The 25,507-nt window shown below is 61.9% G+C and carries 24 protein-coding genes and 1 tRNA gene; 21 read left to right on the top strand and 4 right to left on the bottom strand.

Going from position 1 to position 25,507, the window contains the following annotated elements; all coding sequences use genetic code 11:
* Nucleotides 1-21: 21 nt before the first annotated feature.
* From FNB15_RS20240 to FNB15_RS20215, 6 genes are all read left to right on the top strand, one after another.
* Nucleotides 22-2,676: an ABC transporter ATP-binding protein gene (locus tag FNB15_RS20240; protein ID WP_144258453.1), complete on the top strand. Its 2,655-nt coding sequence runs from the start codon at nt 22-24 to the stop codon at nt 2,674-2,676.
* 25 nt (nt 2,677-2,701) lie between these two features.
* A complete protein-coding gene (locus tag FNB15_RS20235; RefSeq protein WP_144258452.1) occupies nt 2,702-3,157 on the top strand; it encodes a cyclic nucleotide-binding domain-containing protein in 456 nt (151 codons plus the stop codon).
* Entirely contained in the window at nt 3,157-3,645 is a 489-nt protein-coding gene (locus tag FNB15_RS20230; protein ID WP_144258451.1) for a class I SAM-dependent methyltransferase, read from the top strand. Before FNB15_RS20235 ends, FNB15_RS20230 begins: the two co-directional genes overlap by 1 nt.
* 80 nt (nt 3,646-3,725) lie before the next feature.
* On the top strand, nt 3,726-5,861 hold the full coding sequence (locus tag FNB15_RS20225; protein WP_144258450.1) for an NAD(P)-binding protein: 2,136 nt from the start codon (nt 3,726-3,728) through the stop codon (nt 5,859-5,861).
* A 3-nt stretch (nt 5,862-5,864) separates the two neighbouring features.
* A complete protein-coding gene (locus tag FNB15_RS20220; RefSeq protein ID WP_144258449.1) occupies nt 5,865-6,893 on the top strand; it encodes a P1 family peptidase in 1,029 nt (342 codons plus the stop codon).
* A 10-nt stretch (nt 6,894-6,903) separates the two neighbouring features.
* Complete coding sequence (locus FNB15_RS20215; protein ID WP_144258448.1) at nt 6,904-8,391, top strand: ABC transporter substrate-binding protein; 1,488 nt, start codon at nt 6,904-6,906, stop codon at nt 8,389-8,391.
* Nucleotides 8,392-8,467: 76 nt separating this feature from the next.
* On the opposite strand, the gene FNB15_RS20210 is transcribed toward FNB15_RS20215, so the two are convergent.
* Nucleotides 8,468-9,673, bottom strand: a complete 1,206-nt coding sequence (locus FNB15_RS20210; protein WP_246068739.1) for a hypothetical protein — start codon at nt 9,671-9,673, stop codon at nt 8,468-8,470.
* 258 nt (nt 9,674-9,931) lie between these two features.
* On the opposite strand from FNB15_RS20210, the gene FNB15_RS20205 reads away from it, so the two are divergent.
* A tRNA-Arg gene (locus tag FNB15_RS20205) sits at nt 9,932-10,008 on the top strand.
* A gap of 93 nt (nt 10,009-10,101) precedes the next feature.
* On the opposite strand, the gene FNB15_RS20200 is transcribed toward FNB15_RS20205, so the two are convergent.
* Nucleotides 10,102-10,977, bottom strand: coding sequence for a MurR/RpiR family transcriptional regulator (locus tag FNB15_RS20200; RefSeq protein WP_144258447.1), 876 nt, complete (start codon nt 10,975-10,977; stop codon nt 10,102-10,104).
* Between the two features lie 179 nt (nt 10,978-11,156).
* Here FNB15_RS20200 and FNB15_RS20195 point away from each other — a divergent pair, with 179 nt between their 5' ends.
* From FNB15_RS20195 to FNB15_RS20145, 11 genes are all read left to right on the top strand, one after another.
* Nucleotides 11,157-12,446, top strand: coding sequence for an ABC transporter substrate-binding protein (locus tag FNB15_RS20195; protein ID WP_144258446.1), 1,290 nt, complete (start codon nt 11,157-11,159; stop codon nt 12,444-12,446).
* 70 nt (nt 12,447-12,516) lie between these two features.
* Complete coding sequence (locus tag FNB15_RS20190; protein WP_144258445.1) at nt 12,517-13,437, top strand: branched-chain amino acid ABC transporter permease; 921 nt, start codon at nt 12,517-12,519, stop codon at nt 13,435-13,437.
* Nucleotides 13,438-13,440: 3 nt separating this feature from the next.
* Nucleotides 13,441-14,457: a branched-chain amino acid ABC transporter permease gene (locus FNB15_RS20185; RefSeq protein ID WP_221932695.1), complete on the top strand. Its 1,017-nt coding sequence runs from the start codon at nt 13,441-13,443 to the stop codon at nt 14,455-14,457.
* Nucleotides 14,454-15,200, top strand: a complete 747-nt coding sequence (locus FNB15_RS20180; RefSeq protein ID WP_221932694.1) for an ABC transporter ATP-binding protein — start codon at nt 14,454-14,456, stop codon at nt 15,198-15,200. Before FNB15_RS20185 ends, FNB15_RS20180 begins: the two co-directional genes overlap by 4 nt.
* Nucleotides 15,200-15,895: an ABC transporter ATP-binding protein gene (locus tag FNB15_RS20175; RefSeq protein ID WP_185973637.1), complete on the top strand. Its 696-nt coding sequence runs from the start codon at nt 15,200-15,202 to the stop codon at nt 15,893-15,895. The genes FNB15_RS20180 and FNB15_RS20175 overlap by 1 nt, the downstream gene beginning before the upstream one ends.
* 3 nt (nt 15,896-15,898) lie before the next feature.
* Nucleotides 15,899-16,522, top strand: a complete 624-nt coding sequence (locus FNB15_RS20170) for an ATP-binding cassette domain-containing protein (RefSeq protein ID WP_144258444.1) — start codon at nt 15,899-15,901, stop codon at nt 16,520-16,522.
* Nucleotides 16,519-16,842 carry a cupin domain-containing protein gene (locus FNB15_RS20165; protein ID WP_144258443.1) on the top strand — a complete coding sequence of 108 codons (324 nt, stop codon included), beginning with the start codon at nt 16,519-16,521 and terminating at the stop codon, nt 16,840-16,842. Before FNB15_RS20170 ends, FNB15_RS20165 begins: the two co-directional genes overlap by 4 nt.
* Nucleotides 16,829-17,836 carry a Gfo/Idh/MocA family protein gene (locus tag FNB15_RS20160; RefSeq protein ID WP_185973636.1) on the top strand — a complete coding sequence of 336 codons (1,008 nt, stop codon included), beginning with the start codon at nt 16,829-16,831 and terminating at the stop codon, nt 17,834-17,836. Before FNB15_RS20165 ends, FNB15_RS20160 begins: the two co-directional genes overlap by 14 nt.
* Nucleotides 17,833-18,654 (top strand): SDR family NAD(P)-dependent oxidoreductase, encoded by an 822-nt coding sequence (locus tag FNB15_RS20155; RefSeq protein WP_144258441.1) that lies wholly within the window; start codon nt 17,833-17,835, stop codon nt 18,652-18,654. Before FNB15_RS20160 ends, FNB15_RS20155 begins: the two co-directional genes overlap by 4 nt.
* Nucleotides 18,655-18,695: 41 nt before the next feature.
* Complete coding sequence (locus FNB15_RS20150) at nt 18,696-20,135, top strand: NAD-dependent succinate-semialdehyde dehydrogenase (RefSeq protein ID WP_144258440.1); 1,440 nt, start codon at nt 18,696-18,698, stop codon at nt 20,133-20,135.
* Nucleotides 20,136-20,138: 3 nt separating this feature from the next.
* Nucleotides 20,139-20,960 (top strand): HpcH/HpaI aldolase family protein, encoded by an 822-nt coding sequence (locus FNB15_RS20145; RefSeq protein ID WP_144258439.1) that lies wholly within the window; start codon nt 20,139-20,141, stop codon nt 20,958-20,960.
* A gap of 16 nt (nt 20,961-20,976) precedes the next feature.
* On the opposite strand, the gene FNB15_RS20140 is transcribed toward FNB15_RS20145, so the two are convergent.
* Nucleotides 20,977-21,192: a SlyX family protein gene (locus FNB15_RS20140; RefSeq protein ID WP_144258438.1), complete on the bottom strand. Its 216-nt coding sequence runs from the start codon at nt 21,190-21,192 to the stop codon at nt 20,977-20,979.
* 15 nt (nt 21,193-21,207) lie between these two features.
* Nucleotides 21,208-22,308, bottom strand: coding sequence for an LLM class flavin-dependent oxidoreductase (locus FNB15_RS20135; protein WP_246068738.1), 1,101 nt, complete (start codon nt 22,306-22,308; stop codon nt 21,208-21,210).
* A 136-nt stretch (nt 22,309-22,444) separates the two neighbouring features.
* Between FNB15_RS20135 and FNB15_RS20130 the strand changes: the two genes are divergently transcribed.
* From FNB15_RS20130 to FNB15_RS20120, 3 genes are read left to right on the top strand one after another with little or no spacing between them, the layout of a single operon-like run.
* On the top strand, nt 22,445-23,083 hold the full coding sequence (locus tag FNB15_RS20130; protein WP_221932693.1) for a response regulator transcription factor: 639 nt from the start codon (nt 22,445-22,447) through the stop codon (nt 23,081-23,083).
* Between the two features lie 24 nt (nt 23,084-23,107).
* Nucleotides 23,108-23,566, top strand: coding sequence for a response regulator transcription factor (locus FNB15_RS20125; protein ID WP_144258436.1), 459 nt, complete (start codon nt 23,108-23,110; stop codon nt 23,564-23,566).
* 24 nt (nt 23,567-23,590) lie between these two features.
* Nucleotides 23,591-25,339 (top strand): PAS domain-containing sensor histidine kinase, encoded by a 1,749-nt coding sequence (locus FNB15_RS20120; RefSeq protein ID WP_144258435.1) that lies wholly within the window; start codon nt 23,591-23,593, stop codon nt 25,337-25,339.
* Nucleotides 25,340-25,507: the final 168 nt, after the last annotated feature.

Below are 25,507 nucleotides of genomic sequence, written 5' to 3'. Positions count from 1 at the left end.
CCAGGGGACCAGGGGCGCAGCGTGGAAAAGACTCTCTACGGCTTCATTATAAAATACAGCCTGAGGCAGCAGGTTATCATCACCCTGCTCTCGGTCGCGTCTTTCGTGCCGTATTATTACTACCTCAGCATTCCAAAATCGATCGTGAACGAGGGTATCCAGGGCAAGGATGTTTCCTTCCCTGTCGATCTTTACGGCCTCGGCTTGTGGCCGATGGACCAAACCACCTATCTGTTCTGGCTCTGCGGCGTGTTCCTGTTCCTCGTGCTGGTGCAGCAGGGCTTCAAATACGCAATCAACTATTTCCAGGGCGTCGCCGGCGAGCGGATGCTGCGCCGAATGCGCTATGAGCTTTATGCGCATATCCTGCGCTTCCCATTGCCCACCTTCCGACGGACCAGCCAGGGCGAAATCATCCCGATGGTGATCGCCGAGGTCGAGCCGGTTGGCGGCTTCATCGGTGAAAGCTTTGCCTTGCCGATCTTCCAGGGCGGCATGTTGCTGGTGATCTTCGGCTTCCTGCTGCTCCAGAATCCGCTGATGGCTTTTGCGGCCGTGGCGCTCTACCCGATCCAGTTCTATTTCGTGCCGAAAATGCAGGCCAAAGTGCGGGCGCTGGGCCGCGAGCGCATCAAGAACCAGCGTCGGCTGTCGGATCGCATCGGCGAGAGCATCAGCGGTGTGACCGAACTGCATACGCATGACGTGTCGAACCGCATGCTGGCCGAATTCACCGGCCGTCTGAGCATCAGCTACTGGATTCGCGTCGAAATCTATCAGCGCAAGTTCATGATCAAGTTCCTGAACAACTTCATTCAGCAGCTTGGTCCGTTCTTCTTCTACGCCATCGGTGGCTATCTGACGATCCGCGGCCAGATGGACGTAGGTACCGTGGTGGCCGCGGTGAATGCGCATAAAGAGATGGCGTCGCCGTGGAAGGAGCTGCTGAACCATTACCAGCAGCGCGAGGACGTGAAACAGAAATACGAGCAGGTGGTGACCCAGTTCGTACAGGAGGGGATGCGCGACCCGGCGGATCAGTGGGCTGAGCCGGAGCAGCCCGTTTCACTGGCCGGGCCGATTTCGGTTTCCAGCCTGGTGATGAATGACGACCAGGGGCAGCCGATCCTGGACAATCTCAACCTTTCGTTGCCGTGGCCGGCCCGCGTTGCCATCGTCGGCGACAACGGCCGCGACGAACTGCTGCAGTTGCTGGCGCGGTTGCAAGACCCCACGCGCGGTCGCATCGCGATCAATGAAAAGAACCTGATGGAGCTGCCTGAAGCCGTCACCGGTCGCCGGCTGGCCTATGTCAGCGCCTCCAGCTACATCTTCAACACTTCGCTGGGCGACAATCTGTTCATGGGATTGCGGCATCGTCCGCTGATCGCGCGCGAACGGCAGGATGAGCTGCAGGCGCGGTTTGAAAAAGAAATCCTCGAGGCGCATGCCTCGGGTAACTCGCCCTACGATGCCGATGCCGACTGGACTGACTATGAAGCAGCTGGCGCCAGCGGGCCGGACGAGCTCATCATGGTTACCATTCCGGCGCTGAAGGCGGCCAGTTTCGACGAGGATGTCTATCAGCTCGGCATGCGAGGCACGGTCGACCCGAAGCTGAAGCCCGATGTGGCGGAGCGCGTACTGGCGGCACGTCGGGCTTTCCGCGAGAAGCTGACCAACGGCTCCCTGGCCGATCTGGTCGAGGGCTGGGATCCGGTCCGCTACAACAACAACGCGACGGTTGCCGAGAACCTGATGTTCGGTACGGCGCGCAATGGCGTATATCAGGAAGACAATCTGGCGCGCGACCCGCATGTGCTGCGCGTGCTGGATGAAGTTGGCCTGCGCCGCCGCTTCCTGGAGATCGGTTACGAAGTCGCCGGCACGATGGTCGAACTGTTCGCGGACCTGCCGCCCGAGCATGAATTCTTCCAGCAGTTCAGCTTCATCTCCTCGGAAGACCTGCCGGATTACAAAGACCTGCTGACGCGGACCAAGCCGGAAACGCTGGAGCAATTGCCCGAGGAGGATCGGGTCCGCCTGATGTCGCTGCCCTTCAAGCTGGTGCTGGCGCGGCATCGCCTGGGGCATTTCACTGATGCCGAACGCGATGCCGTGCTGAAGGCCCGCAAGATTTTTGCCGATACCCTGCCTGAAGATCGCAAGGGCGCGATTGCCTTCTTCGATCCGGAGCAGTTCACCATTTCCTCCAGCGTCGTCGACAATATCCTGTTTGGCCGCGTCGCCTATGGTCAGGCGCAGGCGCAGGAAAAGATCGGCCGCGTCATGGCCGATGTGGTCGAGCAACTCAAGCTGCGCGAACCGATCATCGCGGTAGGCCTGCTGTTCGAAGTCGGCATCGCCGGCGCGCGGCTGAATGCAGCGCAGCGCCAGAAGCTCGCCATTGCACGCGCGCTGGTGAAGCGGCCCGACTGGATCATGCTGTCGGAGGCAACGGCAGCGCTCGACCCGCGCAGCCATGCCGCCGTGGTCAAGTCGATTGCCGAATTGCGCAAGGGCGCTGGCCTGATCTGGTCACTACAGCGTGCCTCGGATTGCGAGAGCTTCGATATCGTGGTGGTAGTTGAGAACGGACGAGTGACTCATACCGGCCCCTATGCGGAGTTATGTGAACGGAGCGATCGTTTCAAGAAAATGCTGGCCCCATCCTGATCGTGCGGCCGATGGAGAGCGGATCATGAGCCTGATCGAAGAAGTCGAGTTGCTGCGGCGAATTCCCCTATTCGCCAAGATCGAGCCGTCGAAATTGAAGCTGCTGGCCTTCACCAGCCAGCGGCTCACCTACAAGCCGGGCGATGTGCTGTTTCATCAGGGTGATCCGGGCGATGCAGCCTTCGTCATCATCGGCGGCGAAGCCGATGTGGTGGTCAACACGCCGTCAGGGCCGCTGAAAGTTGCGCATCTGCGACAAAACGATTTCGTCGGTGAAATCGCCATCCTCTGCGACGTGCCGCGGACCGCGACGGTGACGGCGACGCAGGAAACCACGGTGCTGCGGATCGAGAAAGATCTGTTTTTCCGCCTGATCGCCGACTTCCCGCAGATCGCCATTGAGATCATGCGCGTGCTGGCCCAGCGCCTCGACCGCACCACGGCCGACCTGCGCGAACTTTCCGCCAAGCTGAAGAACTGATGAGTCGGCTGGACAGCTTTATTGCGCGCCTGTCCGCGCAGCGCGAACTGCTGAACTGGGCCATCGACTGGGTGAAGTATCGTGAGGGCCCGGTGCTGGAGATCGGTCTCGGCAATGGCCGTACCTATGACCACCTGCGTGCCGGGCTGGGCGCGGAGCGCATCTATGCCTTCGATCGCGCGGTCAATGCCAATCCGCTTTCGATCCCGCCCGCCGACCGCCTGATGCTTGGCGAATTCGGCGACAGCCTGCCGGGATTCGCCGCGCGTCATCCGGGCGGCGCCGCCATGGTGCATAGCGATGTGGGGCTGGGAGATCCGGAGGCCAATGCGCGCCAGGTCGTGCAGATGAGCGGCTGGTTACCGCCGCTGATGGCGACAGGCGCGCTACTGCTCAGCGACCAGAAGCTGACCCATCCCGACCTGATGTTGCAGCCGGTGCCCGTGCCGATACCCCCGGAGCGCTATTTTATCTACCTGAAGGCTTGAGCAAACTCCTCTGGTGCGCGTCAATAGACGCATGACTGCCGCGGTATGAGGGCAGCGATATACAGGGGGACTGCAGCGCGATGTCGGAGACCAGGAAAAAGAAGATTGCCATTCTGGGCGGCGGCGTCGCCGCACTGACCAGTGCTTTCTATCTCGCCTCGCGGCCCGGTGCCGCTGATATGTACGATATCACCGTCTATTCGATCGGCTGGCGGCTGGGCGGCAAATGCGCTACCGGCCGCAATCCGGATTTCGGGCAGCGCATCGAGGAGCATGGCATTCATGGCTTCCTCGGCTCGTACTACAACACCCTGTCGATGATGACCGAATGCTACGACATGCTCGGTCGCCCGGCCGGCCAGCCGCTGGCCACCTTCCAGGAGGCTTTCTATCCGGTCGATAGCATCCTGTGCTGGGAATTCCGCAACTATGGCTGGGTGAACTGGCCGATCAACGTGCCGCGCAACTCGCTGGAGCCGTGGGACCCGACGTCGATGCCGACGTTGCAGCACTGGATCACCGCGATCGTCAAATTCCTCAACCATTTCGCCGATCAGCATCCGGCCGGGTCGACGCTGATGGAGAATATCCAGCTGAAGGCCGCCGGCGCCATGCTGAAGGGCTTGAGCGCCCATATGGAGGCGATGACGCGCGGCGATGCAGGCCCGCTGCAAAAGGGCATCGAGCAGTTCCTCGATGTCTTCAAGAAGGCGGCAGAGGGCCTGGTCGTCAACAACGATCCGCTGCGCCATCTCTACATCACGATCGACTATTTTCTGACCATGCTGCGCGGCATCCTGGCCGACGATGTGCTCAACAAGGGCTTCGATTTTCTCGACGACGAGAATTTCTCGGACTGGTTCGCCCGGCATGGCGGCTCGATGCTGATGATCTCGTCGCCGCTCAGCCTCAACACCCCGAACCTGTCGTACCAGTATCCCGACGGCGACACGACGCGGCCACCGGCGATGGCGGCGGGTGCCTACCTGCACTGGACCTTGCGCGAATTCGCCTATCTCGGCTCGTTTGGCTGGCTTTTCGCTGCCGGCACAGGCGATACCGTGGTGGCGCCGTTGTATCAGGTGCTGAAGCGGCTTGGAGTGAAATTCGAACTGTTCCACAAGGTACGCGAGATCACCGCCACGCCGGACGGCAAAGGCGTGGATGAAGTGGTGTTCGACATCCAGGCCACGCTGAAGGATCCGGCCGCAGGTTACGAACCGCTGATCGACCTGCCGCTCAAGGCCTATGGCGGCAAGACGCTGCCGGTCTGGCCGGATCGCCCGCTCTACGATCAGCTGGTCCAAGGCGAGGCGATGAAGGCCGCCAAGGTGGATATCGAAAGCTACTGGACGCCGTGGAAGCCGGTGGCCGAGAAGCGCCTCAAGGTCGGCCGCGAGGCGGATACTGTGATCTGCGCCATTTCCATCGGCGCATTGCCGATCCTGGCGCCGCAACTGATGGCCGCCAATCCGAACTGGCCGCCGATGGTCGACAAGATCAAAACGGTGCAGACCCAGACGCTGCAGATCTGGATGAACCGCACGCTCAAGGATATGGGCCTGCCCTTCGAGTACAAGAATTACGACCGCCTGATCGGCGCCACCTTCGTCAATCCGATCGACGGCGTGGCCGACTTCACCGACCTGATCCCGGTGGAGGACTGGCCAGACGACCACACGCCGAAGTCGCTGCTGTATTTCTCGGGCGCGGCGCCGCAATACGACGCGCAGCCGCCGTTCAGCGACCACGACTACCCCGTGCGTGAAAAAGCCCGCGTGAAGGCGCAGGCGCAGCAGTATCTGCAGGCCTGCATGGGGGCGTTGCTGCCGAAATCAACCACCAATGCCGTCAACCCGCCAGGCGATCAGATCGGTTTCGATTTCGGCCAGTTGGTATGCCCGTATGACGATGCCAAGACGCTGGGTGTCGCGCGGCTGGGCCAGCAGTTCTGGAAGCCGAATATCGATCCGACCGAGCGCTACGTCACCTCGCCGCCGGGCAGCACCAAGTATCGCCTCAAGGCCTGGGATTCAGGTTTCGCCAATCTGGTGATCGCTGGCGACTGGATTTACACTGGGCTGAATGTCGGCAGCTTCGAGGGCGCCTGCATGGGCGGCAAGCTGGCCGTGCATGCAGTCGATCCGGCCGCGATGCCGCTCGACAAGGTCTATGGCTACCCGCTCAACAAGGGGCCAAAAGCGGAGAATCTGTAATCCATGGGAAAAGCCGGGCCGCTCAATCTCCTGACTGACGTGCCCGGCCTTCTGGTCGGTCATGTCGCCGATCAAGGCCTGCGCTCCGGCGTCACGGTCGTGCTGCCGGAGCGGCGCGCGGCCTGTTCGGTCGATGTGCGGGGCGGCGGCTCCGGGACCCGTGAAACCGATCTGCTGCGTCCGGAAGCCACGGCGCAGGCGGTGGATGCGATCTGCCTGTCGGGTGGCTCCGCCTTTGGCCTGGATGCGGCGTCCGGCGTGATGCAGTGGCTGGCCGAACGCAAACGCGGCGTGGATGTGCGTGGCCATATTGTGCCCATCGTGCCGGCCGCCATCCTGTTCGATCTGCACAATGGCGGCGCCAAGAACTGGGGTGCCGAACCGCCGTATCGCCGGCTCGGGCTGCAGGCCTGCAACGCCGCCGCCGCGGCCTTTCCGCTTGGCAATGTCGGGGCTGGCTATGGCGCCATGGCTGGCCTGATCAAGGGCGGGCTGGGCAGCGCATCCTGGGTAGAGCAGGACGGCCTGGTGGTTGCTGCGATGGTGGCAGTGAATTCCGTCGGCAGTGTGCTGACGCCCGGCAACCGCAGTTTCTGGGCCGCGCCCTTTGAGCAGAATGGCGAGTTTGGCGGATTGCCATTCGCTACGGATGGCGTCGATCTTGGTCTGGCCACCGAATCCCGTATCGCCGGGCCCGCGGAGGGCAGTCATACCTGTATCGGCGTCATCGCGACCAATGCCGCGCTCGACAAAACGAATTTGCGGCACGTTTTGGCCATGGCGCATGACGGGTTGGCGCGCGCCGTGCGGCCGGTCCATACGCCGTTTGATGGCGATACGCTCTTTGCCCTGGCCACAGCGACGTGGCAGGATGGACCAGGTGCCGCTGACCGGTCCTGGCTGATTGCCAGGGTTGGCAGCATAGCCGCCGATTGCGTTGCCCGTGCGGTGGCGCGCGGCGTCTGGGCCGCCGAGCCGTTGGGGCAACTGCAATCTGCCCGCGACGTACTGGCGGCGGCGGGAAAATTCTGAGGAGGGACTCATGCAGGGTTGGAAACTATTCGCGGCCGCACTGGGTGTGACGGCGGCATCGCTTGTCGGCGGCCAGGCCGTCGCACAAGGCAAGACTTCGCTGGTGATGGCGATGACGCTGGAGCCGCCTGGTCTTGATCCCACCATTGCGCCGGCCGCCGCGATCGGCGAGGTGGTGCATTACAATATCTTCGAGGGCCTGACCAAGATCGCCGAAAACGGCGAGGTGCAGCCGCTCCTGGCCGACAGCTGGACCGTCTCGCCCGACATGAAGAGCTTCACCTTCAAGCTGAAGCCGGGCGTCAAGTTCAACGACGGCACGGCCTTTGACTCCGCCGACGTGAAATTCTCGTTCGAGAAATATGCCGGCGAGAAGAGCACCAACAAGCGCAAGGCGGTGTTCACCAACATCGCTTCGATCGCGACTCCCGATGCGCAGACCGTGACGATTGCGCTGAAGAATCCCGATCCGATTTTCCTGTTCAATCTCGGCGAGAATACTGCCGTGATCACGGCGGCGGAATCGAGCGACAGCAATGCGACCAAGCCTGTTGGCACCGGTCCCTACAAGCTGGAAAACTGGGTGAAGGGCGATTCGGTCACGCTGACGGCGAACGACACCTACCGCAATGCAGGCGCCGTGAAGATCAAGTCGGTGAAGATACGCTTCATCAGCGATCAGGGTGCTTTGGTTGCCGCGATGCGTGCCGGCGACATCGATGCTGTGCCGATCGGCATCACCGGCGAGAACGTACGCGAGTTCGAAAAGGACAAGCGTTTCAAGGTGACCGCGGGTTCGACCGAAGGCGAGACGATGCTGGTCATTAACAACAAGCGCAAGCCGTTTGACGACGTGCGCGTGCGTCGGGCACTGACCCTGGCGATCGACCGCGATGCAGTGATCGAGGCTGCCGCGGCCGGTTACGGCAAACGGATCGGCAGCCATTTCCCACCGCATGATCCGGCTTATGTCGATCTCACCAAGCAGTATCCCTATGACCCGGCCAAGGCGAAGGCACTGCTGAAGGAAGCTGGCGTCAACAACCTGGAAGTCACGCTGCGTCTGCCGCCGCCGCCCTATGCGCGGCCGATCGGCGAGGTGGTGCAGGCCATGCTGAGTCAGGTCGGCATCAATGCCAAGATCGAAAATGTCGAATGGGCACAGTGGCTCGACGGCACCTTCAAGAACAAGAATTTCGACCTGACGGTGATCAGTCATGTCGAGCCGAACGACTTCGTGAAGTATGCGGAGCCGGAATACTACTATCAGTATGACAACCAGAAGGCCAAAGACCTGATCGCCAAGATCAACTCGACGCTGGACAAGGCCGAGCGCACCAAGGCGCTGCAGGACCTGCAGCGCCTGCTGGCTGACGATGCGGTCAACGTCTACCTCTACAACCTGCCGCGTCTGGGCGTGTACAAGCCGGGCCTGACGGGCTTCTGGGTGAATGCACCGATCTTCGTCAACGATCTGACGGCGGTCTCCTGGCAGTAGTGTCAGGAGGCATCAGCCTCAAAGAAAAAGCCCGGCTGAGAAGCCGGGCTTTTTTGTTGCGCTCGAAGAGAGCGGCTTAGCGGACGAAGACCTGAACCTCGTTGGCGCCGGCCTGGCCTGTGCCACCGGCCGAGACGTTCACCCGGCTGGCCGGCAGGCCCATATCGGCCAGCGAACGCAGAACGCGGTCGGCGTTGCGGCGGGCCTGGTTCTGGTTGCTGGCGGTCTGCGCCTGCGTGCCGCTGGCGGCGACAGCCACCACGTCGAACACGGCATTCGGCTTGCGGGCCAGCGCCTGCGAAACAGCGTTGTACAGCGCCTGCTGATAGGGCACGTCAGCGCGGTCGAAGCGGATCACCACCAGCGGCGTGCGGCCACCGGCGGTAAAGGGCGCCGTGGCAGCGTCGGCGGCGGCAAACTGCTGCGAACCGGCGTAGAAGTTGGCACGGTTGCCGAGGCCCGGACCGAGCAGTTCACCCTGCTTGATGGCAGCCGACAGCGTGGTCAGATTGGCGCGCTCGGCACCGATATAGTTGCTCTGGCGCGCGACATCGGTGCTCAGCTCGCCGAGCAGGCGGTCGATCAGCACCACGGTCTTCGAGGTTTCGTCTTCCAGCACCGAGAGCTGGCGATGGTCTTCGTCGATGGCGCCCTGCAGGCTGTAGGTCGATTTGATCGACTGCAGCAGATAGGTCGACATCGCGGAATCGGCAGCGACCTGGTTGGCAAGGTTGCTCAGGTTGCCGACATCGGCAGCCATGCGGTCGAGATCGGTCTGTGCCTGGGTCCACTGGCTGACCAGGATCGGATTGCCAGGCGTGGTGCCCATCTGCAGGCGGGTCGAGACCGCTGCGACAGTGCCGTGATAGCGCTGCGAATTCTGCGTCGCGCTGGTGCGAACGCCCTGCAGCTGCTGGTTACGCTGGGTGACCTGCTGCTGGAGCTGCGACAGCTCACCGCGCATCTGCTGCACCTTCTGGCCGACGAAAGTGCCGGTGGAGGGAGCCTGAGTCACGCCCGGAACGACAAAATTAGTGTTGCCCATGCTCGGCTGGGCTTGCGGGCCGGGGCTGAGCGTCGGATTCGGATTGGCTTCCGCAGCCGAGGCCGGGATTTGCTGGCGCGCGATCGGCTGGGTGCCTGCCGGGTCCGCCGCAGTGAGCGAAGGCCACAGCTCATCGCTGACGTAAGAGCAGCCCGACAGCAGCAGGGCGAGGGTAAGGGTGCTCGCCGAAGCCAGAATTCGGCGCTTGTACGCCGGATTACGAACTGGATGTGCCATGCCGCGCGGTCTCGCGTTAATTGTTCTGACGTCTGCTGGCCTGGTAGGGGCCCCCCGCTGCATGAGTCAGCCTGACGGGAACTGCCGTGGCGGACCTTCTGCAGACCGTGACATTCTAGGGGTCGGCATACCTGCCCGCAAGCGTCATCTGCCTGTAGAATCCGAGGCTTGCACGGCAGGGCAGTATTCCGGGCTTGGGCCTTGCGCGGTCCCGGTGAATTGAGTAGGTTCCGCCCCCGTCGCGGTACCGCGACGTGCGCGCTCGTAGCTCAGCTGGATAGAGCACCAGACTACGAATCTGGGGGTCAGGAGTTCGAATCTCTTCGAGCGCACCATTCTTTTAAAAGGCCGGTCAGTCACTTAAGTGGCGGCCGGCCTTTTCATTTCATCCGCACCAAACGGTGCATCAGTCCCTGTCTGGGACTTTCCTAACCCGCCTTGCTCCAGTTCAACGCCGTAATGACCGTCTGCACCAGACCGATGGCGCCCGAGATGGGCTGGAAGGCCGACGCCGCGCCAGCATCGACGTAAAGCTGTAGCTGCGAGTTGCTGGCCAGCGGGCTGCCCGGGCCATCGGTGATGGCCAGCACCTTGCGGCCGCTGACATAGGCATCGAGCACGATATCGACGACAGGTCGCGAATACGGCGGGAAGGCGATTGCGACCAGAACGTCGTCCGGACCGATCGTGGCTATCTGCGGGCCGGCCATGCCGCCGGCAAAGTCGAGCAGGCTGCTGGCACGCTCCGAGCGCGTCAGGGCATAAGCAAGGTAAGCTGCGATCGGGCGGGAGCGGCGCAGACCGGCGATATAGACATGCCGCGCACCGCGCAGCATTTCGACCGCCCTGGCGAGGCTGTCGGTATCGCAGGTCTTCACCAGGTCGTTCAGCGCCGCCACATGCGCCGCGACGCAGGTCTGGAGCAGTTCCCGCACATTCGGCGGCTCCGGCCGCGCGGTTTCTTCCGAATAGACGCGCTCGCGCACGGTCGGTTCGCCTTCGATCAGGCGCTGCCGGAAGACCCGCTGCAAGTCGGAAAAGCCTGAATAGCCGAATTCCTTGGCAAACCTGATCAGCGTGGACGGCTGGATATCGAGGTCGGCGGCAATCTTGGCCGTGGTGTTCAGGGCAAAACTGTTTGGTTCCTCCAGCGAGGACCTCGCGATCCGCTGGAGATGCGGGCTGAGGGTCGAAAAGCGGTCCCGGATTCGCTGCCGGAGGCCATCAAAGGTCTCGGCGTCGACCGGCGGCCGGGTGATTTCGGTCGAAATCTGGCCAGATTTCTGGGAGGGCGTGTCACTCATATCTAGCCTTTACAGCATTTTAGCAGCTGATTCCATCACGGAACAGAATATTCAATTCAATCGAATAAATATTCATTGACGGAAATTGAATTTATATTCAATCTCCTTGAAAGGACGTTCGGCGCACCGCCGGAACGCCGAACAGGCCCGTAAAGAGTGCCAAACAGGGAGGAAACAGCATGGCTCAGTCCAAGATTAGCCGTCGTCGTCTACTGACCACGGCAGCCGCTGCCACAAGCGGCCTGGCTTTCATGGGACCGTGGAAGCACACCCGTGTTTATGCCCAGGGTGCCGCCAAGCCGATCAGGCTCGGCATCACGTCGGATGCCAGCGGTCAGTACGCCAACTCTGGCGCCGAAGATCGCCGCGGCATGCAGATGGCCATCGCCGAAGCAAACGCCAAAGGCGGCGTGCTGGGCCGCAAGATCGAAACCTTCCATCTCGATACCGAGACCACGCCCGCCACCGGCAGCCGCGTGGCCGAGCGCATGATCACGCGCGAGAATTGCGGCTTCCTGATCGGCGCGATCCATTCCGGCGTTGCCAACGCGATCAGCCAGGTGGCGCAGAAATACGGCGTCATCTATCTGAACACCAATTCGAGCGCGCCTTCGGAGGCGGGACAGAACTGCCATCGCGTCAAGTTCGTCTTCGACGCCAACGGCAGCAACTTCGCCAAGGCCGCCGTGCAGGCCTCCATCGAGAAATTCGGCAAGAAATGGGTGTTGCTGACCAATGATTATGTCTGGGGGCATTCCACCGCAGCGGCGACCAAAGCACTGCTGAAGCAGTTCGGCGGCGAGATGGTGGAGGAAATCCTGGTGCCGCAGGGCACGCGTGATTTCTCCTCGCAACTGCTCAAGATCCAGCAACTCAAGCCGGGCGCGGTTGCAGCGGCGATCGGCGGCGACGATCAGAAGGCCATGCGCCAGCAGATCGCGCAGCTTGGCATGGGCGACAAGCCGGCCTGGATCAACAACCAGCAGGACTGGCCGGACGTCTATGGCCTGCCGCTCGACAACCTGTTCGGCGTATTCGGCACCACCTGGTACTACAATCTCGATCTGCCGGGCGTGTCCGATTTCGTGAAGCGTTATCAGGCGATGTTCCCGGATACCTTTATCCGCGTGCCCGGCAACGTGTTCTACAACGGCTACTGGGCAACCCGTGAACTGTTCGCCGCCATCGAGCGCGCCGGCTCCACCAATAATATCAAAGTGATCAAGGAGCTGGAAAACCTCAAGACATCGGCGCGCGACCGCATGCAACATCACGATGCCTGGATGGATCCCAACACACACCAGATGCAGCAGAGCATCTACCTCTGCACGGCCAATATCGGCACCAAGGACAAGGACGACATGTTCAAGGTCCTCGGCAACTCGTCGCCGCAGGAAGTGATGGACTCGGACGCGAAGGGGGCCTGCAAGCTGGAATCCTACGAGTCCACGCCAACGTTTGACGCGTAACCCTGAAACTGCGGGCGGTGGCAACGCCGCCCGCGCTTTTTCGTCCTCGTCGAACCTCTGATTAGTAGATATGACCAGTCTTATTCCGCATCTCGTCAACGGCCTTACGTTGGGCCTGCTGTTCGCCCTGATCGCCCTGGGTTTCACCCTGATTGTCGGCGTGATGGAGGTGATCAACCTGGCGCACGGCTCGCTCTTCACGCTCGGTGCGTATCTGGCGCTCTCAACGATTGGCGCCGGCTGGTTTGCCGGCACACCATTCGGGACGTGGTGGCTGGAGCTGCCGATGGCCAGCCGGTATTTCATCGGTCTGGCCCTTGGGCCGGTGCTGGCCGGACTTGCCGGCATGCTGCTCGAACTCTGCCTGCGGCCGACCTACGGCAAGGCGCCGCTCTATGGTTTGCTGCTGACGTTTGGTGCGGCCCTCGTGATCGAGGAAGTGATCCGGCTCGGCTGGGGCACAGGCGAGCAGAGCATGCCGGTACCGCAGATGATCAGCGGCGCCTTCCTGATGGGCGGGCTGATCTTCTCGACCTACAAGTTCTACGCCGCCGGCTTCGCCATCGTGGCGATCCTGCTGGTCTGGCTGTTTCTCGAACGCACGCCCTATGGTGCGATCATCAAGGCCGGCGCGCATGACAGCGAGATGGTGCGGGCGTTGGGCTACGACCTCGCGCGCCTGCGCCTGATCGTCTTCGGTTTCGGCTCGGCGCTGGCCGGCATGGCCGGCATGGTGATGGCGCCGATCTGGGGATTGCGTCCGCATCTCGGCATCGACGTCGTGATCCCGGCCTTCCTCATCATCGTCATCGGCGGCGTCGGCAGTTTCTGGGGCGCGGTGGCAGCCGCCATTCTGGTCGGACTGGCCACCGGCATCACCGGCGCCTATGCGCCGGCCTGGTCGCTGATGTCGATGTATATCCTGTTGATCGCGATCGTCGGTTTCCGCGCGCGTGGCCTGCTGGGACGCAGAAGTGCGCTGGAGAACTGAACGATGATGACGCTATCCGATATTCCGGCTCGCGGCGGAGTGCCTCTCACCCCGTCGATGGGAGTGTTCGTGGCGGTCCTGGCGACCGCGCCGCTCTGGCTGGGGCATGTCGGCCTCTACCAGTATCTCGGTGTCGAGATTGCCATCTGGATTCTCTTCGCCATGGGCTTCAACCTGCTGTTCGGCTATACCGGGCTGCATTCCTTCGGTCATGGCGCCTATCTCGGCATCGGCGCCTATGGCTTCGGCCTGTTCCAGCATAGCGTCGCGGTCAGCCTGTGGGGCGGGTTGCTGGCCGCGATCCTGGCCGCGACCCTGGCGGGGGCGATTGTCGGCGCCTTCCTGTCGCACCGCCGCGGCATCTACTACGCGCTGCTCACCATCGGATTCGGCCAGGTCTTCTGGTTCACGGCGATGAAGCTGCACTGGCTGACCGGCGGTGAAGACGGCTTGCTGAATATCCCGCGCCCGGATCTGGTGATCGGCCCGTGGCGCGTCGACCTGAACGACAATGCGGCCTTCTACTGGTTCGTTGCTGCGATCACCGTGGTGGCGGTGATTCTCATGTGGCGCATCGTGAATGCACCGATGGGCCGCATCCTGCAGGCGATCCGGCAGAATGAAACCCGGGCGCGTTTCGTTGGCTATGATGTCTGGCGCTGGAAGTGGCTGGCCTTCACGATTTCAGCAGCGGTAGCCGGATTGGCCGGGGGGCTTTTCGCCATGGCTCAGCAGAGTGCCTATCCGGATGTCATGAGCCTGCACCAGTCCGGCATCATCGTGATGATGGTGCTGGTGGGTGGCGGTCTTGTCAGCTTCTGGGGGCCAGTGCTGGGTGTCGTACTGTATTTCATTGCGCGCGACGTGCTGGGCGGCCTGACAGAAGCCTGGCTGCTCTGGTACGGCCTGATCTTCGTCATCATGGTGATGGTGCGACCGGAAGGCCTGGCCGGGCTGATTCACACCGCCGTTCAGCGCGGTCCGACACCGGTGCCCGCCGCCAAGCCGGAGAAAGCATGATGGTTCTCTTCCAGGCGCAGAATATCCAGAAGCGGTTCGGTGCCCGCGTGGTGCTGGAAAACATCTCGCTCTCGATCGAGGCCGGCACCGTGCACGGCATCATGGGGCCGAACGGCGCAGGCAAGACCACTTGTTTCCATGTGCTGACCGGACATCACGCGCCGGATGCCGGCCGCATCCTGTTCGATGGCCAGGACATCACCGGGCTGAAGCCGCATATCATTGCCCGCAAGGGCGTATCGCGCTCGTTTCAGCTGATGAACCTGTTCGACGATGCAGTGGTCATCGAGAATGTGATGTTGGCGCTGCCAGGTTTCCGCGCCGTTGGCAGCAGCCCGTTCCGCACGACCTTTGGCGACACCGGGCTGATCAAGGCTGCCCTGGCGGTTCTGGAGCAGGTTGGATTGGCAGGCCGTGCCTGGGAAAAGGCGAAAGAGCTGAGCTATGGGGACCGCCGCGCGCTGGAGATTGCCGTGGCGCTGGCCGCTGAGCCGCGCATCCTGTTCCTGGATGAACCGACCGCCGGCCTGGGCGCCAAGGCCACGCAGAATCTGGCGCAGCTGATCCAGCAGCTCCGCAAGCGCTACACCATCTGTTTGATCGAGCACGATATGAGATTCCTGTTTGAACTGGCGGACCGCATCTCGGTCATCCATTGGGGGCAGGTGATCGCTGAAGGCACGCCGGCTGCACTCAAGGCCAACAAATGGGTCGCCCGGTCAGCGCTGGGGGAGGTCGCCTGATGCTGCATCTGTCGGGAATTGAAACCTTCTATGGCGAAACCCAGGCCTTGTTTGGCGTGTCGCTCGAGGTCGGTCCGGGCGAAGTGGTGGCGCTGCTGGGCCCGAACGGTGCGGGCAAGACCACGACGATCCGCTCGATCCTTGGCCTGTCGCCGCCGCGCCGAGGTCAGATCAGTTTCGACAATCACGACATCACAGGCATGCCGACGCATCGCATTTCGCGACTCGGGATTTCCTGGGTGCCGGATGACCGTCGTGTTTTCCCGACCCTGACCGGTGCGCGCAACCTGCGGCTCGGCACGCGCAAGACGCGGTTCCGGTCCTGGTGCCAGGACGAGATGTTCGGGATTTTTTCGGCGCTGGAACATCTGATGCGCCGGGAATGCGAAAACATGTCGGGCGGCGAGATGCAGATGGTGGCGATTTCCCGCGCCTTGTTGGCTTCGCCTGGCCTGGTGCTGTTCGACGAGCCCAGTCAGGGGCTGGCCCCCAACATCGTGCAGGGCGTGATGCGCACCATCAAACGCCTGAAGAGCGAAGGCATCTCGGTGCTGGTGGTCGAACAGAATGCGCTGGCCGCGCTGGAAGTCTCGGACCGTACCTATGTGATGGATCGCGGCCGGATCGAATACGAAGGTCGCGCACAGGAGCTGCTGGACAACCCGGTGCTGCGCCGCCGCCTGATCGGAGTGTGAACCATGACGGCGATGCTGGAAGTGCAATCCCTTGAAAAGATTTACTGCAAAAGCCGGTTCGACCGCACGCCGACTTTCCGCCTGACCGCCAACCTCGCCATTGAGAAGCCATCGGTGGTCGGGATGATGGGGCCGAATGGGTCGGGCAAGACTACTTTGTTTGAACTGGTGACCGGCTCGAATGCTCCCACCTCGGGGGAAGTGCGCGTAATGGGTCGCAATATACATCGCGTTCGCACAGACCAGCGCGACAGGCTGGCGATTCATTACCACCAGTCCTACCAGGTGCGGCATTTCCGGTCCTGGACACCGAATGCCCTGCTGGAACCGGCCGGCTCGGACTACCCGATGGTGCATCTGTTCGACGAACCGCAGTTCAACACGCAGGATGGCTATATCGGCTTCATGCTCGACTTTTTCCGTCGCCTGCGTTCAGAAGGCCGGCTGGTGTTTCTCTGTGTTCATCCGAACGAGAGATTCCATCTCGAAATTTTGCAGGAGATCTGCGAACAGTTCATTTTCGTCCAGAAGGGAGCTGTGACGCCCATTCCGGATTTTGATGCTCTGATGGCTTTCGAGCCGGCGCGGGCTTATCTGGGCGGCCTGCTGACGGATCGTGCGGCATGAGTGCGTTCCGTCTCAATGCCTATGACGTTCCAGTTGTACCGGCGACTGTGCAGGCCGACTTTCCGGGTTTCAGCTTTGATACCTATCGTGATCCACCGGGCCAGGTTTGGGCCGATTTCATTCATGACATAGATGAATTCGTCGTGGTCGCGGAAGGCCAGGTCGAGATCGAAGTGGCAGGTGAGCGCAGGCTCTGTATGCCTGGTGCGTTGGTAAGCATTCCGGCTGGCGTCCGGCACACGCTGCGCACCAGCAAGGATGCCGGCAGCGTCTGGTATTACGGATATGGAAAATTTGGGGGCCGACATGGCAGAGCGTAAGCTTCGTGTCGCGCTCATCGGCTGTGGTCTGATCAGCCTTTATCATCTGCGCGCCTGGCAGGCCGCCGGCGCCGAGGTGGTCGCGGTCTGCGACACCGATCGCTCCAGGGCTGAAGCCAGGGCCAAAGAGTTCGATGTGGCACGCGTCTATGGCAATGCCATCGACATGTTCGCGCAGGGCGGTTTCGATGTCGTGGATATTGCGGCATCGGTGAATGCACATGCGCCGATGGCACGCCTCGCGGCCAATGCCGGCGTTCATATCATGGTCCAGAAGCCCATGTGTGCGACAGTCGCGGAGGCCAAGGCACTGATTGCAGACGTCGGCGACCGCGTCCGCTTCATGGTGCATGAGAATTATCGCTTCCGGCCGCATTACATGACAGTCCGCCGCTGGGTGGATGAGGGTCGCATCGGCCGCATTCGCCATGCGGCGATTTCCTGCCGTGGCTCGGGTCTTTGTGAGCGCGAGGGCACTGTGCCCTTCCTGATAGAGCGGCAGCCATATCTGAAGTGGTTCAACCGCAATCTCGTCTTCGAGACCATGATCCATCATCTGGACGTGCTGCGCTGCCTGGTGGGGCCGCTGCGCGTGGTCGCGGCACGGCTGGGCCGTCTGGCCGAGGGGCTGCCGGGGGAGGACACTGCGGCCATCCTGATGGAAGGCGAGGACGGCCTGATCGCGACAGCGGACGGCAGCCTATGTGCGCCGGGCTATCCGCAACTGCATGGTGACCGCCTCGAAGTGATCGGAACACTCGGCACCATCGTGATGGAGCTGAACCGTATTTATCTTGTCGGCCGGGAAGACGAGACGGTCGAGGAGGTCGATCTGCTGGGGCGCTATCAGGAATGTTTCGACACCGTCATCCGCGCCTTCATGACCGGCCTCAATCACGATGCTCCATTTGAAACCGACCGGCTCGATAATCTGGAGACGCTGGAGTTGATGGAAAGTGTTTACCGGGCTGCCGGGGTGGAGATGAATCCATGAACATTCAGTCCGAGACCCTCACCCCGGCTATCGATCTGGGCCTGATTGACAATCTGTTCAATATCCATGGTCGGCGCGCCTTCATTCCCGGTGGCTATGGTGCCATCGGAGAGGCGATTGCGATTGGCATGGCCAGGCTGGGGGCTGAGGTCTGTATCGCCGGGCCCAGTCTGGGCAAGGCAGAAGCCCTGGCACAGCGCATCACATCTACCGGCGGCCGGGCATTCGGCCTGGTGCTCGATGCCCGGAAGGAGCAATCGATTTTCACTGCCACGGCGGACGCTGCGAAGCGCATGGGCGGCATTGATATTCTGGTCAATTGCGTCGGTATCCAGCGCGAGCAGACCATTCTTGATGTCACGCCGGACACTTTCGACGAGGTCTATGCCACCAACCTGCGCTCGGCCATGTTCCTGGGGCAGGCTGTGGCGCGTGACCAGATCGAACGCGGTCAGGGTGGGCGCCACATCCATCTTCTGTCGGTGCGCTCGCAGCTCGCGCTGCGTGGACGCGGCTATTCGGCCTATTGCGCGACCAAGGGCGCCTTGGTCATGCTGGTCAAGCAGCATGCCATGGAGCTTGCGCCGCATAACATCACCGTGAATGGCGTCGCGCCAACCTTCATCCAGTCAGACCGCATCCGGCCGCATCTCGAAAAGCCGGCCTTCAGGAACTTCATCCTTGAGCGCAATCCGCTCGGACGGATTGGCGAGCCCGTCGAAGTCGTCGGACAGATCATCACCTTTGCCTCGGCGGCCGGAAGCTACATGACCGGACAAGTCGTCTACATCGATGGCGGCGTGACGGCGTCGCAGTAACCGAAGCACCGCATCTCGTCAGACTCAAAGAGGACACAAGCATGTCTGTGGACCAGCCCTACGCGCTGATTGGTGGCGCATTCCGTAAAAAGACCCAGCAGGAATCACTGCCGGTGATCGATCCTTGCACCGAGGAAGTGCTGTGGCTGCAGCCTGCCTGCGGTGCGGCCGAAGTCGAGGAGGCGTTGGAATATGCGCGCGCGGCTTTGCCAGCCTGGTCTGCGGTGCATGGCTGGGAGCGCGGCAAAATCCTGCGCCGCATCGCCCGCGAGATGGAGGCGCGTCGCTCCGCCATTGCGCGTGCGCTGTCGGCTGAGATCGGGCGTCCGATTTCGCAATCCGAGGGCGAGGTCAATGCTGCCATCGAACAGTTCGACTGGTTTGCCGGCGAGGCCGAGCGCCTGTTCGGCGAAACGATTCGCTCGCGCCAGGGCGGACGCCTGATCGTGACGCCGGAACCCGTCGGGATCGTCGCGGCCTTCTCGGCCTGGAATTTCCCGGTCAACTTGCCGGCGCGCAAAATTGCGCCGGCGCTGGCGGCGGGCTGCCCGGTCATCGTCAGGCCGTCTGAACAGGTGCCGCTGACGACGACGCTGATCGCGGAAGCCTGCGTCTCCGCCGGTGTTCCCGCCGGCGTGCTGCAGGTGCTGACCGGCCGCGCCAATGATATTGTGCCGCATCTGATGCGGGCGGAAGAAGTCAGGAAAATCTCCCTGACCGGATCGACGCCGGTCGGCAAGATGCTGCTGGCCCAGGCTGCCGAAACAGTGAAGCGCTGCTCGATGGAGCTGGGCGGCCATTCACCGGTGGTGGTGTGTGCCGACTCCGATGTGGAAGCCGCAGCCGTGCAATGCGCGACTTTCAAGTTCCGCAATGCCGGCCAGGTCTGCATCGCGCCGAACCGCTTCTACGTCGAGGAAAGTGTGGTCGGGAAATTCCTCGAGAAGATGGTTGCAGAGGCCAGGGCGCTGAAACTCGGCGACAGCCGCGATCCGGACACCACGATGGGACCGCTGACGCTCGCGTCGGGGCGCAACAAGGTCGAGGGCCTGATTGCGGATGCGGTGCAGCGTGGTGCGCGGATCGAGACGGGCGGTGGCCGCCCGGAAGACCGGAACAAGGGCTTTTTCCTCGAGCCGACGGTGCTGTCGAATGTGCCGGACGACGCCCGCATCATGATCGAAGAGCCTTTCGGCCCCGTGGCGCCGGTGACGACCTTCAGGACACTCGACGATGCTATCGCTCGCGCCAACAGTACGCCTTACGGTCTGGCGGCTTACGCCTTTACCGGCAGTGCGGCCAAGGCGGAGAAGCTCTCTGCCGGCCTGCGTGCCGGGATGGTCGGCATCAATTCCTTCCTGATCGCGCATGCCGAGACGCCGTTCGGCGGCGTGGATCATTCCGGCATGGGACGCGAGGGCGGGCGACAGGCCATTCAGGACTATCAGAACATCAAGCTGACCAACATGACCTGGGCGTAAAGCATGGCCTTCAGGAATCCGATCCGGAAAATCTGGGGCATCGGCGGAAAGGTTCTGAACGGCTGGGTGGCTTTGCCGTCGCCACTGGCGGCGGAAGCGCTCGCGCGGGCCAGCTGGGACAGTATCACCATCGACCTGCAGCATGGCACGGCCGACTATGCCGATCTGCTGTCGTTGTTTCCGATCATCGAAAAGGCCGGTGCTGCGCCGATCGTTCGGGTTCCCTGGCTGGATGAGGCCGCCATCATGCGCGCGCTTGATGCTGGCGCGCTGGGGATCATCGCACCCATGATCAATACCGCTGAGGATGCCAGGCGACTTGTCGCCGCGTGTCTTTATCCACCGCAAGGGACGCGCAGCTTTGGTCCGATCCGCGCTCGACTTGCCTGCGGTGAGACTTATTTCGACAAGGCGAATGCGGAGATTGTCCCCTTCGCGATGATCGAGACGCGTGATGCTGTTGAGAATCTCGACGCCATTCTGGCGACCGAGGGGATCGGCAGCCTCTATATCGGCCCGGCAGACCTGTCTCTGGCCTATGGATATGCGCCGGGCTTCGATCGCGAAGAACCGGAAATGCTGGCGCTGCTGAAAGATATCCTGCAACGGAGCCGACAGGCGGGGATACCGTGCGGAATCCACTGCGGCACGGCATCCTATGCCGCGCGCATGGCAGAGTATGGCTTTTCCCTGATGACGGTCGGTTCCGACGCAAGATTCCTGGAGGCGGGCGCACGACAGGCGGTTACAGCGTTTCGCTCTGCCTGCGGTGAGGCATGCCTCCCCGAGTTAAAGGTGAACCCCAGGCTGCTGCCAGCGCGATAGGCATTTCCGCGTCTGATCAGTAATGCGGCGGGCGTTCGGCCGCAGGACCCTGGGCCGCCTTTGCCTCGATGTCGCGCAATCGGTCGGTCAGTGTTTCGGCCAGTCGTGTCAGCTTATCTATCTGCGCCCACTGTTTCGTAATGGTCTGATTGAGAGCCTCGATTGTCTCATCCTGGTATGCGATGCGCTCTTCGAGTGCGGTGATGCGCGTCGAGACAGTATCGTCAGCCATGGTGCTCCTTTGACGTCAACGCCAGCCGAGGGCTGGCGCAATCTGGGTGAGAATGGTCTCAATGACATGGGCGTTATAGGCAACACCCAGCTGATTGGGCACGGTCAGCAACAGCGTATCGGCCTCGGCGATCGCTTCGTCGCCCTTGAGTGCCTCGATCAGCCGTTCCGGCTCGGCAGCGTAGGAGCGACCAAATATAGCCCGCATATTGTCAATGACGCCAACCTGGTCGCCGCTGGTGTCGCGGCCGAAATAGGCGCGATCGCGATCATTGACCAGCGCAAAGATGGAGCGCGAAACCGACACGCGTGGCGTACGCTTGTGTCCCGCCGCCGTCCAGGCTTCGCGATAGCGGCGGATCTGTCTGGCCTGCTGGATGTGGAAAGGCTCACCGGTTTCGTCAGCTTTCAGGGTCGAACTCTGCAGGTTCATGCCCTGCTGCGCCGCCCAAACGGCGGTGGCGTCAGAGGCGGAGCCCCACCAGATGCGATCGCGCAGCCCTTCCGAATGAGGTTCAAGGCGCAGCAGTCCGGGCGGGTTGGTGAACATGGGGTTCGGGTTGGGTCGGGCAAAGCCCTTGCCCGTCAGCAGCGATAAAAAAACCTCGCCATGCCGGCGTCCCATATCGGCATCGCTCTCGCCTTCGGCCGGTGCGTAACCGAAATGGCGCCAGCCATCGATTACTTGCTCGGGCGAACCGCGGCTTATACCGAGCTGCAGACGTCCTCCGGCGATCAGGTCGGCGGCGCCGGCATCCTCGACCATGTAGAGGGGATTCTCATACCGCATGTCGATGACCGCGGTGCCGATCTCGATCCGGTCTGTCCTGGCTCCGACTGCGGCGAGGAGCGGGAAGGGCGAGGCGAGCTGGCGAGCGAAATGATGGACACGGAAATATGCGCCATCGGCGCCAAGCTCTTCAGCGGCAACCGCCAGATCGATGGATTGCAGAAGAACGTCTTGCGCCGACCGGGCTTCTGACTGCGGTGACGCCGACCAATGCCCAAAGGAGAGAAAGCCGATCTTTTTCATGGATGCGCGTCTCATATGCAACGAGGATTGATAAAGATGTGATTCGGACAGGGCACGGCAGACCGCTGATGCTGAAACTATCATTACCTAAAAAGACCGCTGTAGGCAGCCGCCCAAAAATTATGCATCCGAGGGCAGGTTCAGCCCCATTGATCATACCAATGTATAGATGCCAAAATTAGGACAATTCCGGAGTAATATGGCCTTCGGTAACCGGAGGATGCAGGTGCTGGATACGGCGGTTGTCCATATCATCGAAGATGACGCATCGCTGCGCGATGCGATCGACAGCCTGTTGCGCTCCGTCGGTCTCAAGACCCGTGCCTATGGCAGCGTGCAGTCGTTTCTGTCGGATAAGCATCCTGACGTTCCGGGCTGCCTGCTGCTGGATGTGCGGCTGCCCGGCATGAGCGGGTTGGATTTCCAGACCAACCTGGCCGAACACAATGTCCATATGCCCGCCATCATGATGACCGGGCATGGCGATATCCCGATGACGGTGCGGGCCATGAAGGCCGGCGCCATCGACTTCCTGACCAAACCCTTCCGCGACCAGGACATGCTGGACGCGGTGACGGCCGCCATCGAAAAGGACCGCCGCCGCCGCGAGGGCGATCAGGGCGCGGCTGCCTTGCGGGCCAAATACGAGACGCTGACCCCGCGCGAGCAGCAGGTTCTGGTGCTGGTGACGGCAGGCAAGATGAACAAGCAGGTCGCCGCGGACCTGAACCTGAGCGAGATTACGGTCAAGATCCACCGCGGCTCGGTGATGCGGAAAATGGCGGCCAGGAGCCTGGCGGACCTGGTGCGGATGGCCGAAGCGCTGGGCCAGTCTGCTCATAAACAGCCCACCCATTAATCCCCGGTAACCCTATACGTGAGTATGAATGCCGATCTCGGCTGGCATCCCTATATTCGGGTCGATCAGTTCCCAGTGTGTCGGGCGTGCTCCGGCATAGAAGGTCGGCGTACCCGCGTGACAGCTATCCCCCATATCTCGGTAGTCGACGATGACGAATCGCTGCGGCATGCTCTTGCCGCCCTCGTGCGATCGATGGGATTCCAGACCACCGCCTTCGCCTCGGCCGAAGATTTCCTGGCGGCCCCGGAACTGCAGTCCACCAATTGCCTCGTCACCGACATCCAGATGCCGGGCATGAGCGGTATCGATCTCAGACGAAAGTTGACTGAACGCGGCATCGAGTTGCCTGTTATAATGATCACTGCACGGACGGAATCCGGTTTGCAGGAAAAGGCCCTGGCCAGCGGCGCGATGTTTGTACTCCGCAAGCCCTTCGAGGCCGATGTGCTGGCAAACTGTATCGAACAGGCGTTGGCCTAGCGCCAGCCGAAACTGTGGGGAAGCATGAGCAGCGTCATTCAGCCCGATATGGCCGTGGGATCCGGTGTCCCCGCCGACTCGGTCGCGCATGACGAGGCGCTGAAGGCCAGCGAATACCGTTACCGCAACCTGTTCCAGGCGATGGCCGCGTCGTTCTGGGAGATCGATTTCACGCCGGTCGGCGCCATGCTGCGGCAGCTCAAGGAGCAGGGCGTCAGGGACTTCCGGCAGCATTTCCGCGACAACCCGGCCTTCGTACGCGAGATGATGCGTGCCAGTCGCATCATTGATGTGAATGACCAGACGCTTGCTCTCTTTGCCGACGGCGACCGGGAAGTGATGAACCGGTTACCGCTCGATGCCTTCTGGCCCGAGGAAAGCACCGGCGTCTATGCCGAAAGCGTGTTGGCCGCCATCTCGAAGCAGCCAAATTTCTCAACCGAAACTCGCCTGAAAAAGTCGAATGGTGAAGTCTTCGACGCGCTGTTCACCGCCTGCTTTCCGGCGGAATCGGTGACCAGGGGCACGCTGCTGATCGGCGTCATCGACATCAGCGAACGCAAGAAGGCCTTTGCCGATCTGGAACGGAGCGAGACACGCTACCGCAACCTGTTCAACTCAATGGGCGTCACCTGTTATCAGCTCGACATCCGGGGCCTGAAAAAACTTTACGAGCCATTGATCAGCCAGGGCGTCACTGACCTGGCCGCGTATATGGAGGAGAATCCGGGCTTCGTCAGGCAGGCCATGGATGCCACCATCATCGTGGATGTGAATGACAGTGTCGTTGCCTTCATGGGTGCCAAAAACCGCGAAGAGGTATTGGGTCCGGTAACGCGCTTCTGGATCGAGGATGATTGTGACGGTTTCAAGCAGTCGCTGGCGTCTGGCTACGCCGGTAATCCGCGATTTGAAACGGAAACCCGGCACCGGACGCTGGATGGTCGCAAGATCGACGTCCTTTTCACCGTCGCGGCTGCTCCGACAATGCGCGAGGCTGGCTTCGTTCTGGTCAGCATGGTTGACATCACCGCGCGCGTGCAGGCGCAGTCGGCGCTCGAGAAGGTGCAGAATGAATTCGCCCATGCCGCCCGCATCTCAATGCTGGGGGAGCTGACGGCATCGCTGGCCCATGAAATCAACCAGCCGCTGGCTGCCATTTCCGCGAATGCTGCGGCCGGTCTGCGCTGGCTGTCGCGGCCCGAGCCCGACATGCCCGAGATCACCGCGATCACCAGGCGAATGGCGGCCGATGCGCAGCGGGCCGGGGAGATCATCTCACGCATCCGTCTGATGGCCTCGCGACAGTCGCCGGAGAAATCGTCCGTGCCGGTCAACAGCCTGATCGAGGAAGCGATTCTCTTCCTGCGCCACGAGATGCAGGCGCAGGGCGTCACGGTCGCCATGGATCTCGACAAGGATATCCCGACCGTGCCGGGCGACCGCACGCAACTGCAGCAGGTGGTCGTCAATCTGGCCATGAATGCCATTCAGGCCATGTCGCATGCCGGCGCCGAAAGCCGGGTTATCCGGGTTTCGAGCCAGCTAACCGACAGCCAGATACTGCGGATATCGGTGGACGACAGCGGGCCGGGCGTGCCCAAGGACGAGCGCGGCAAGCTGTTCGACAGCTTCTACACGACCAAGCCGGACGGCATGGGCATGGGCCTGCCGATCTGCCGCTCGATCATCGAACGGCATGGTGGAGAAATCTGGGTTGAGCCTGGCGCCAGCGGGGGCGCACGCTTTTCCTTCACACTGCCGATCGCCTGAGACATACACGCAACTGATTTGAGATAGCCGGGTTCACAGCCCGGCCGTTTTCGTTTGCGGCCGGCCTCATGACAGCCGGTTACCCGACTCATACCAAGATATGGGGTTGCACACCCTTCGTCTGATTTCAGCTCTGCCCGGGTTCAGGCAGTCTCATCATGTCGAAAC

Source organism: Ferrovibrio terrae (genome assembly GCF_007197755.1).
Taxonomy (GTDB): Bacteria; Pseudomonadota; Alphaproteobacteria; order Ferrovibrionales; family Ferrovibrionaceae; genus Ferrovibrio; species Ferrovibrio terrae.
Note: the sequence above shows the minus strand (reverse complement) of the source record. Positions and strands in the feature narration are given on the sequence as shown.

Excerpts from the sequence above, each read along its gene's own strand:
- FNB15_RS20195 (WP_144258446.1), top strand. The coding sequence starts at position 11,157 with ATGGCTCAGTCCAAGATTAGCCGTCGTCGTCTACTGACCACGGCAGCC.
- FNB15_RS20150 (WP_144258440.1), top strand. The coding sequence starts at position 18,696 with ATGTCTGTGGACCAGCCCTACGCGCTGATTGGTGGCGCATTCCGTAAA.
- FNB15_RS20140 (WP_144258438.1), bottom strand. The coding sequence starts at position 21,192 with ATGGCTGACGATACTGTCTCGACGCGCATCACCGCACTCGAAGAGCGC.
- FNB15_RS20210 (WP_246068739.1), bottom strand. The coding sequence starts at position 9,673 with ATGGCACATCCAGTTCGTAATCCGGCGTACAAGCGCCGAATTCTGGCT.
- FNB15_RS20200 (WP_144258447.1), bottom strand. The coding sequence starts at position 10,977 with ATGAGTGACACGCCCTCCCAGAAATCTGGCCAGATTTCGACCGAAATC.
- FNB15_RS20220 (WP_144258449.1), top strand. The coding sequence starts at position 5,865 with ATGGGAAAAGCCGGGCCGCTCAATCTCCTGACTGACGTGCCCGGCCTT.
- FNB15_RS20160 (WP_185973636.1), top strand. The coding sequence starts at position 16,829 with ATGGCAGAGCGTAAGCTTCGTGTCGCGCTCATCGGCTGTGGTCTGATC.
- FNB15_RS20170 (WP_144258444.1), top strand. The coding sequence starts at position 15,899 with ATGACGGCGATGCTGGAAGTGCAATCCCTTGAAAAGATTTACTGCAAA.
- FNB15_RS20230 (WP_144258451.1), top strand. The coding sequence starts at position 3,157 with ATGAGTCGGCTGGACAGCTTTATTGCGCGCCTGTCCGCGCAGCGCGAA.
- FNB15_RS20225 (WP_144258450.1), top strand. The coding sequence starts at position 3,726 with ATGTCGGAGACCAGGAAAAAGAAGATTGCCATTCTGGGCGGCGGCGTC.
- FNB15_RS20135 (WP_246068738.1), bottom strand. The coding sequence starts at position 22,308 with ATGATAGTTTCAGCATCAGCGGTCTGCCGTGCCCTGTCCGAATCACAT.
- FNB15_RS20215 (WP_144258448.1), top strand. The coding sequence starts at position 6,904 with ATGCAGGGTTGGAAACTATTCGCGGCCGCACTGGGTGTGACGGCGGCA.
- FNB15_RS20165 (WP_144258443.1), top strand. The coding sequence starts at position 16,519 with ATGAGTGCGTTCCGTCTCAATGCCTATGACGTTCCAGTTGTACCGGCG.
- FNB15_RS20120 (WP_144258435.1), top strand. The coding sequence starts at position 23,591 with ATGAGCAGCGTCATTCAGCCCGATATGGCCGTGGGATCCGGTGTCCCC.
- FNB15_RS20190 (WP_144258445.1), top strand. The coding sequence starts at position 12,517 with ATGACCAGTCTTATTCCGCATCTCGTCAACGGCCTTACGTTGGGCCTG.
- FNB15_RS20125 (WP_144258436.1), top strand. The coding sequence starts at position 23,108 with ATGAATGCCGATCTCGGCTGGCATCCCTATATTCGGGTCGATCAGTTC.
- FNB15_RS20155 (WP_144258441.1), top strand. The coding sequence starts at position 17,833 with ATGAACATTCAGTCCGAGACCCTCACCCCGGCTATCGATCTGGGCCTG.
- FNB15_RS20145 (WP_144258439.1), top strand. The coding sequence starts at position 20,139 with ATGGCCTTCAGGAATCCGATCCGGAAAATCTGGGGCATCGGCGGAAAG.
- FNB15_RS20130 (WP_221932693.1), top strand. The coding sequence starts at position 22,445 with ATGCAGGTGCTGGATACGGCGGTTGTCCATATCATCGAAGATGACGCA.
- FNB15_RS20235 (WP_144258452.1), top strand. The coding sequence starts at position 2,702 with ATGAGCCTGATCGAAGAAGTCGAGTTGCTGCGGCGAATTCCCCTATTC.
- FNB15_RS20175 (WP_185973637.1), top strand. The coding sequence starts at position 15,200 with ATGCTGCATCTGTCGGGAATTGAAACCTTCTATGGCGAAACCCAGGCC.
- FNB15_RS20185 (WP_221932695.1), top strand. The coding sequence starts at position 13,441 with ATGATGACGCTATCCGATATTCCGGCTCGCGGCGGAGTGCCTCTCACC.
- FNB15_RS20180 (WP_221932694.1), top strand. The coding sequence starts at position 14,454 with ATGATGGTTCTCTTCCAGGCGCAGAATATCCAGAAGCGGTTCGGTGCC.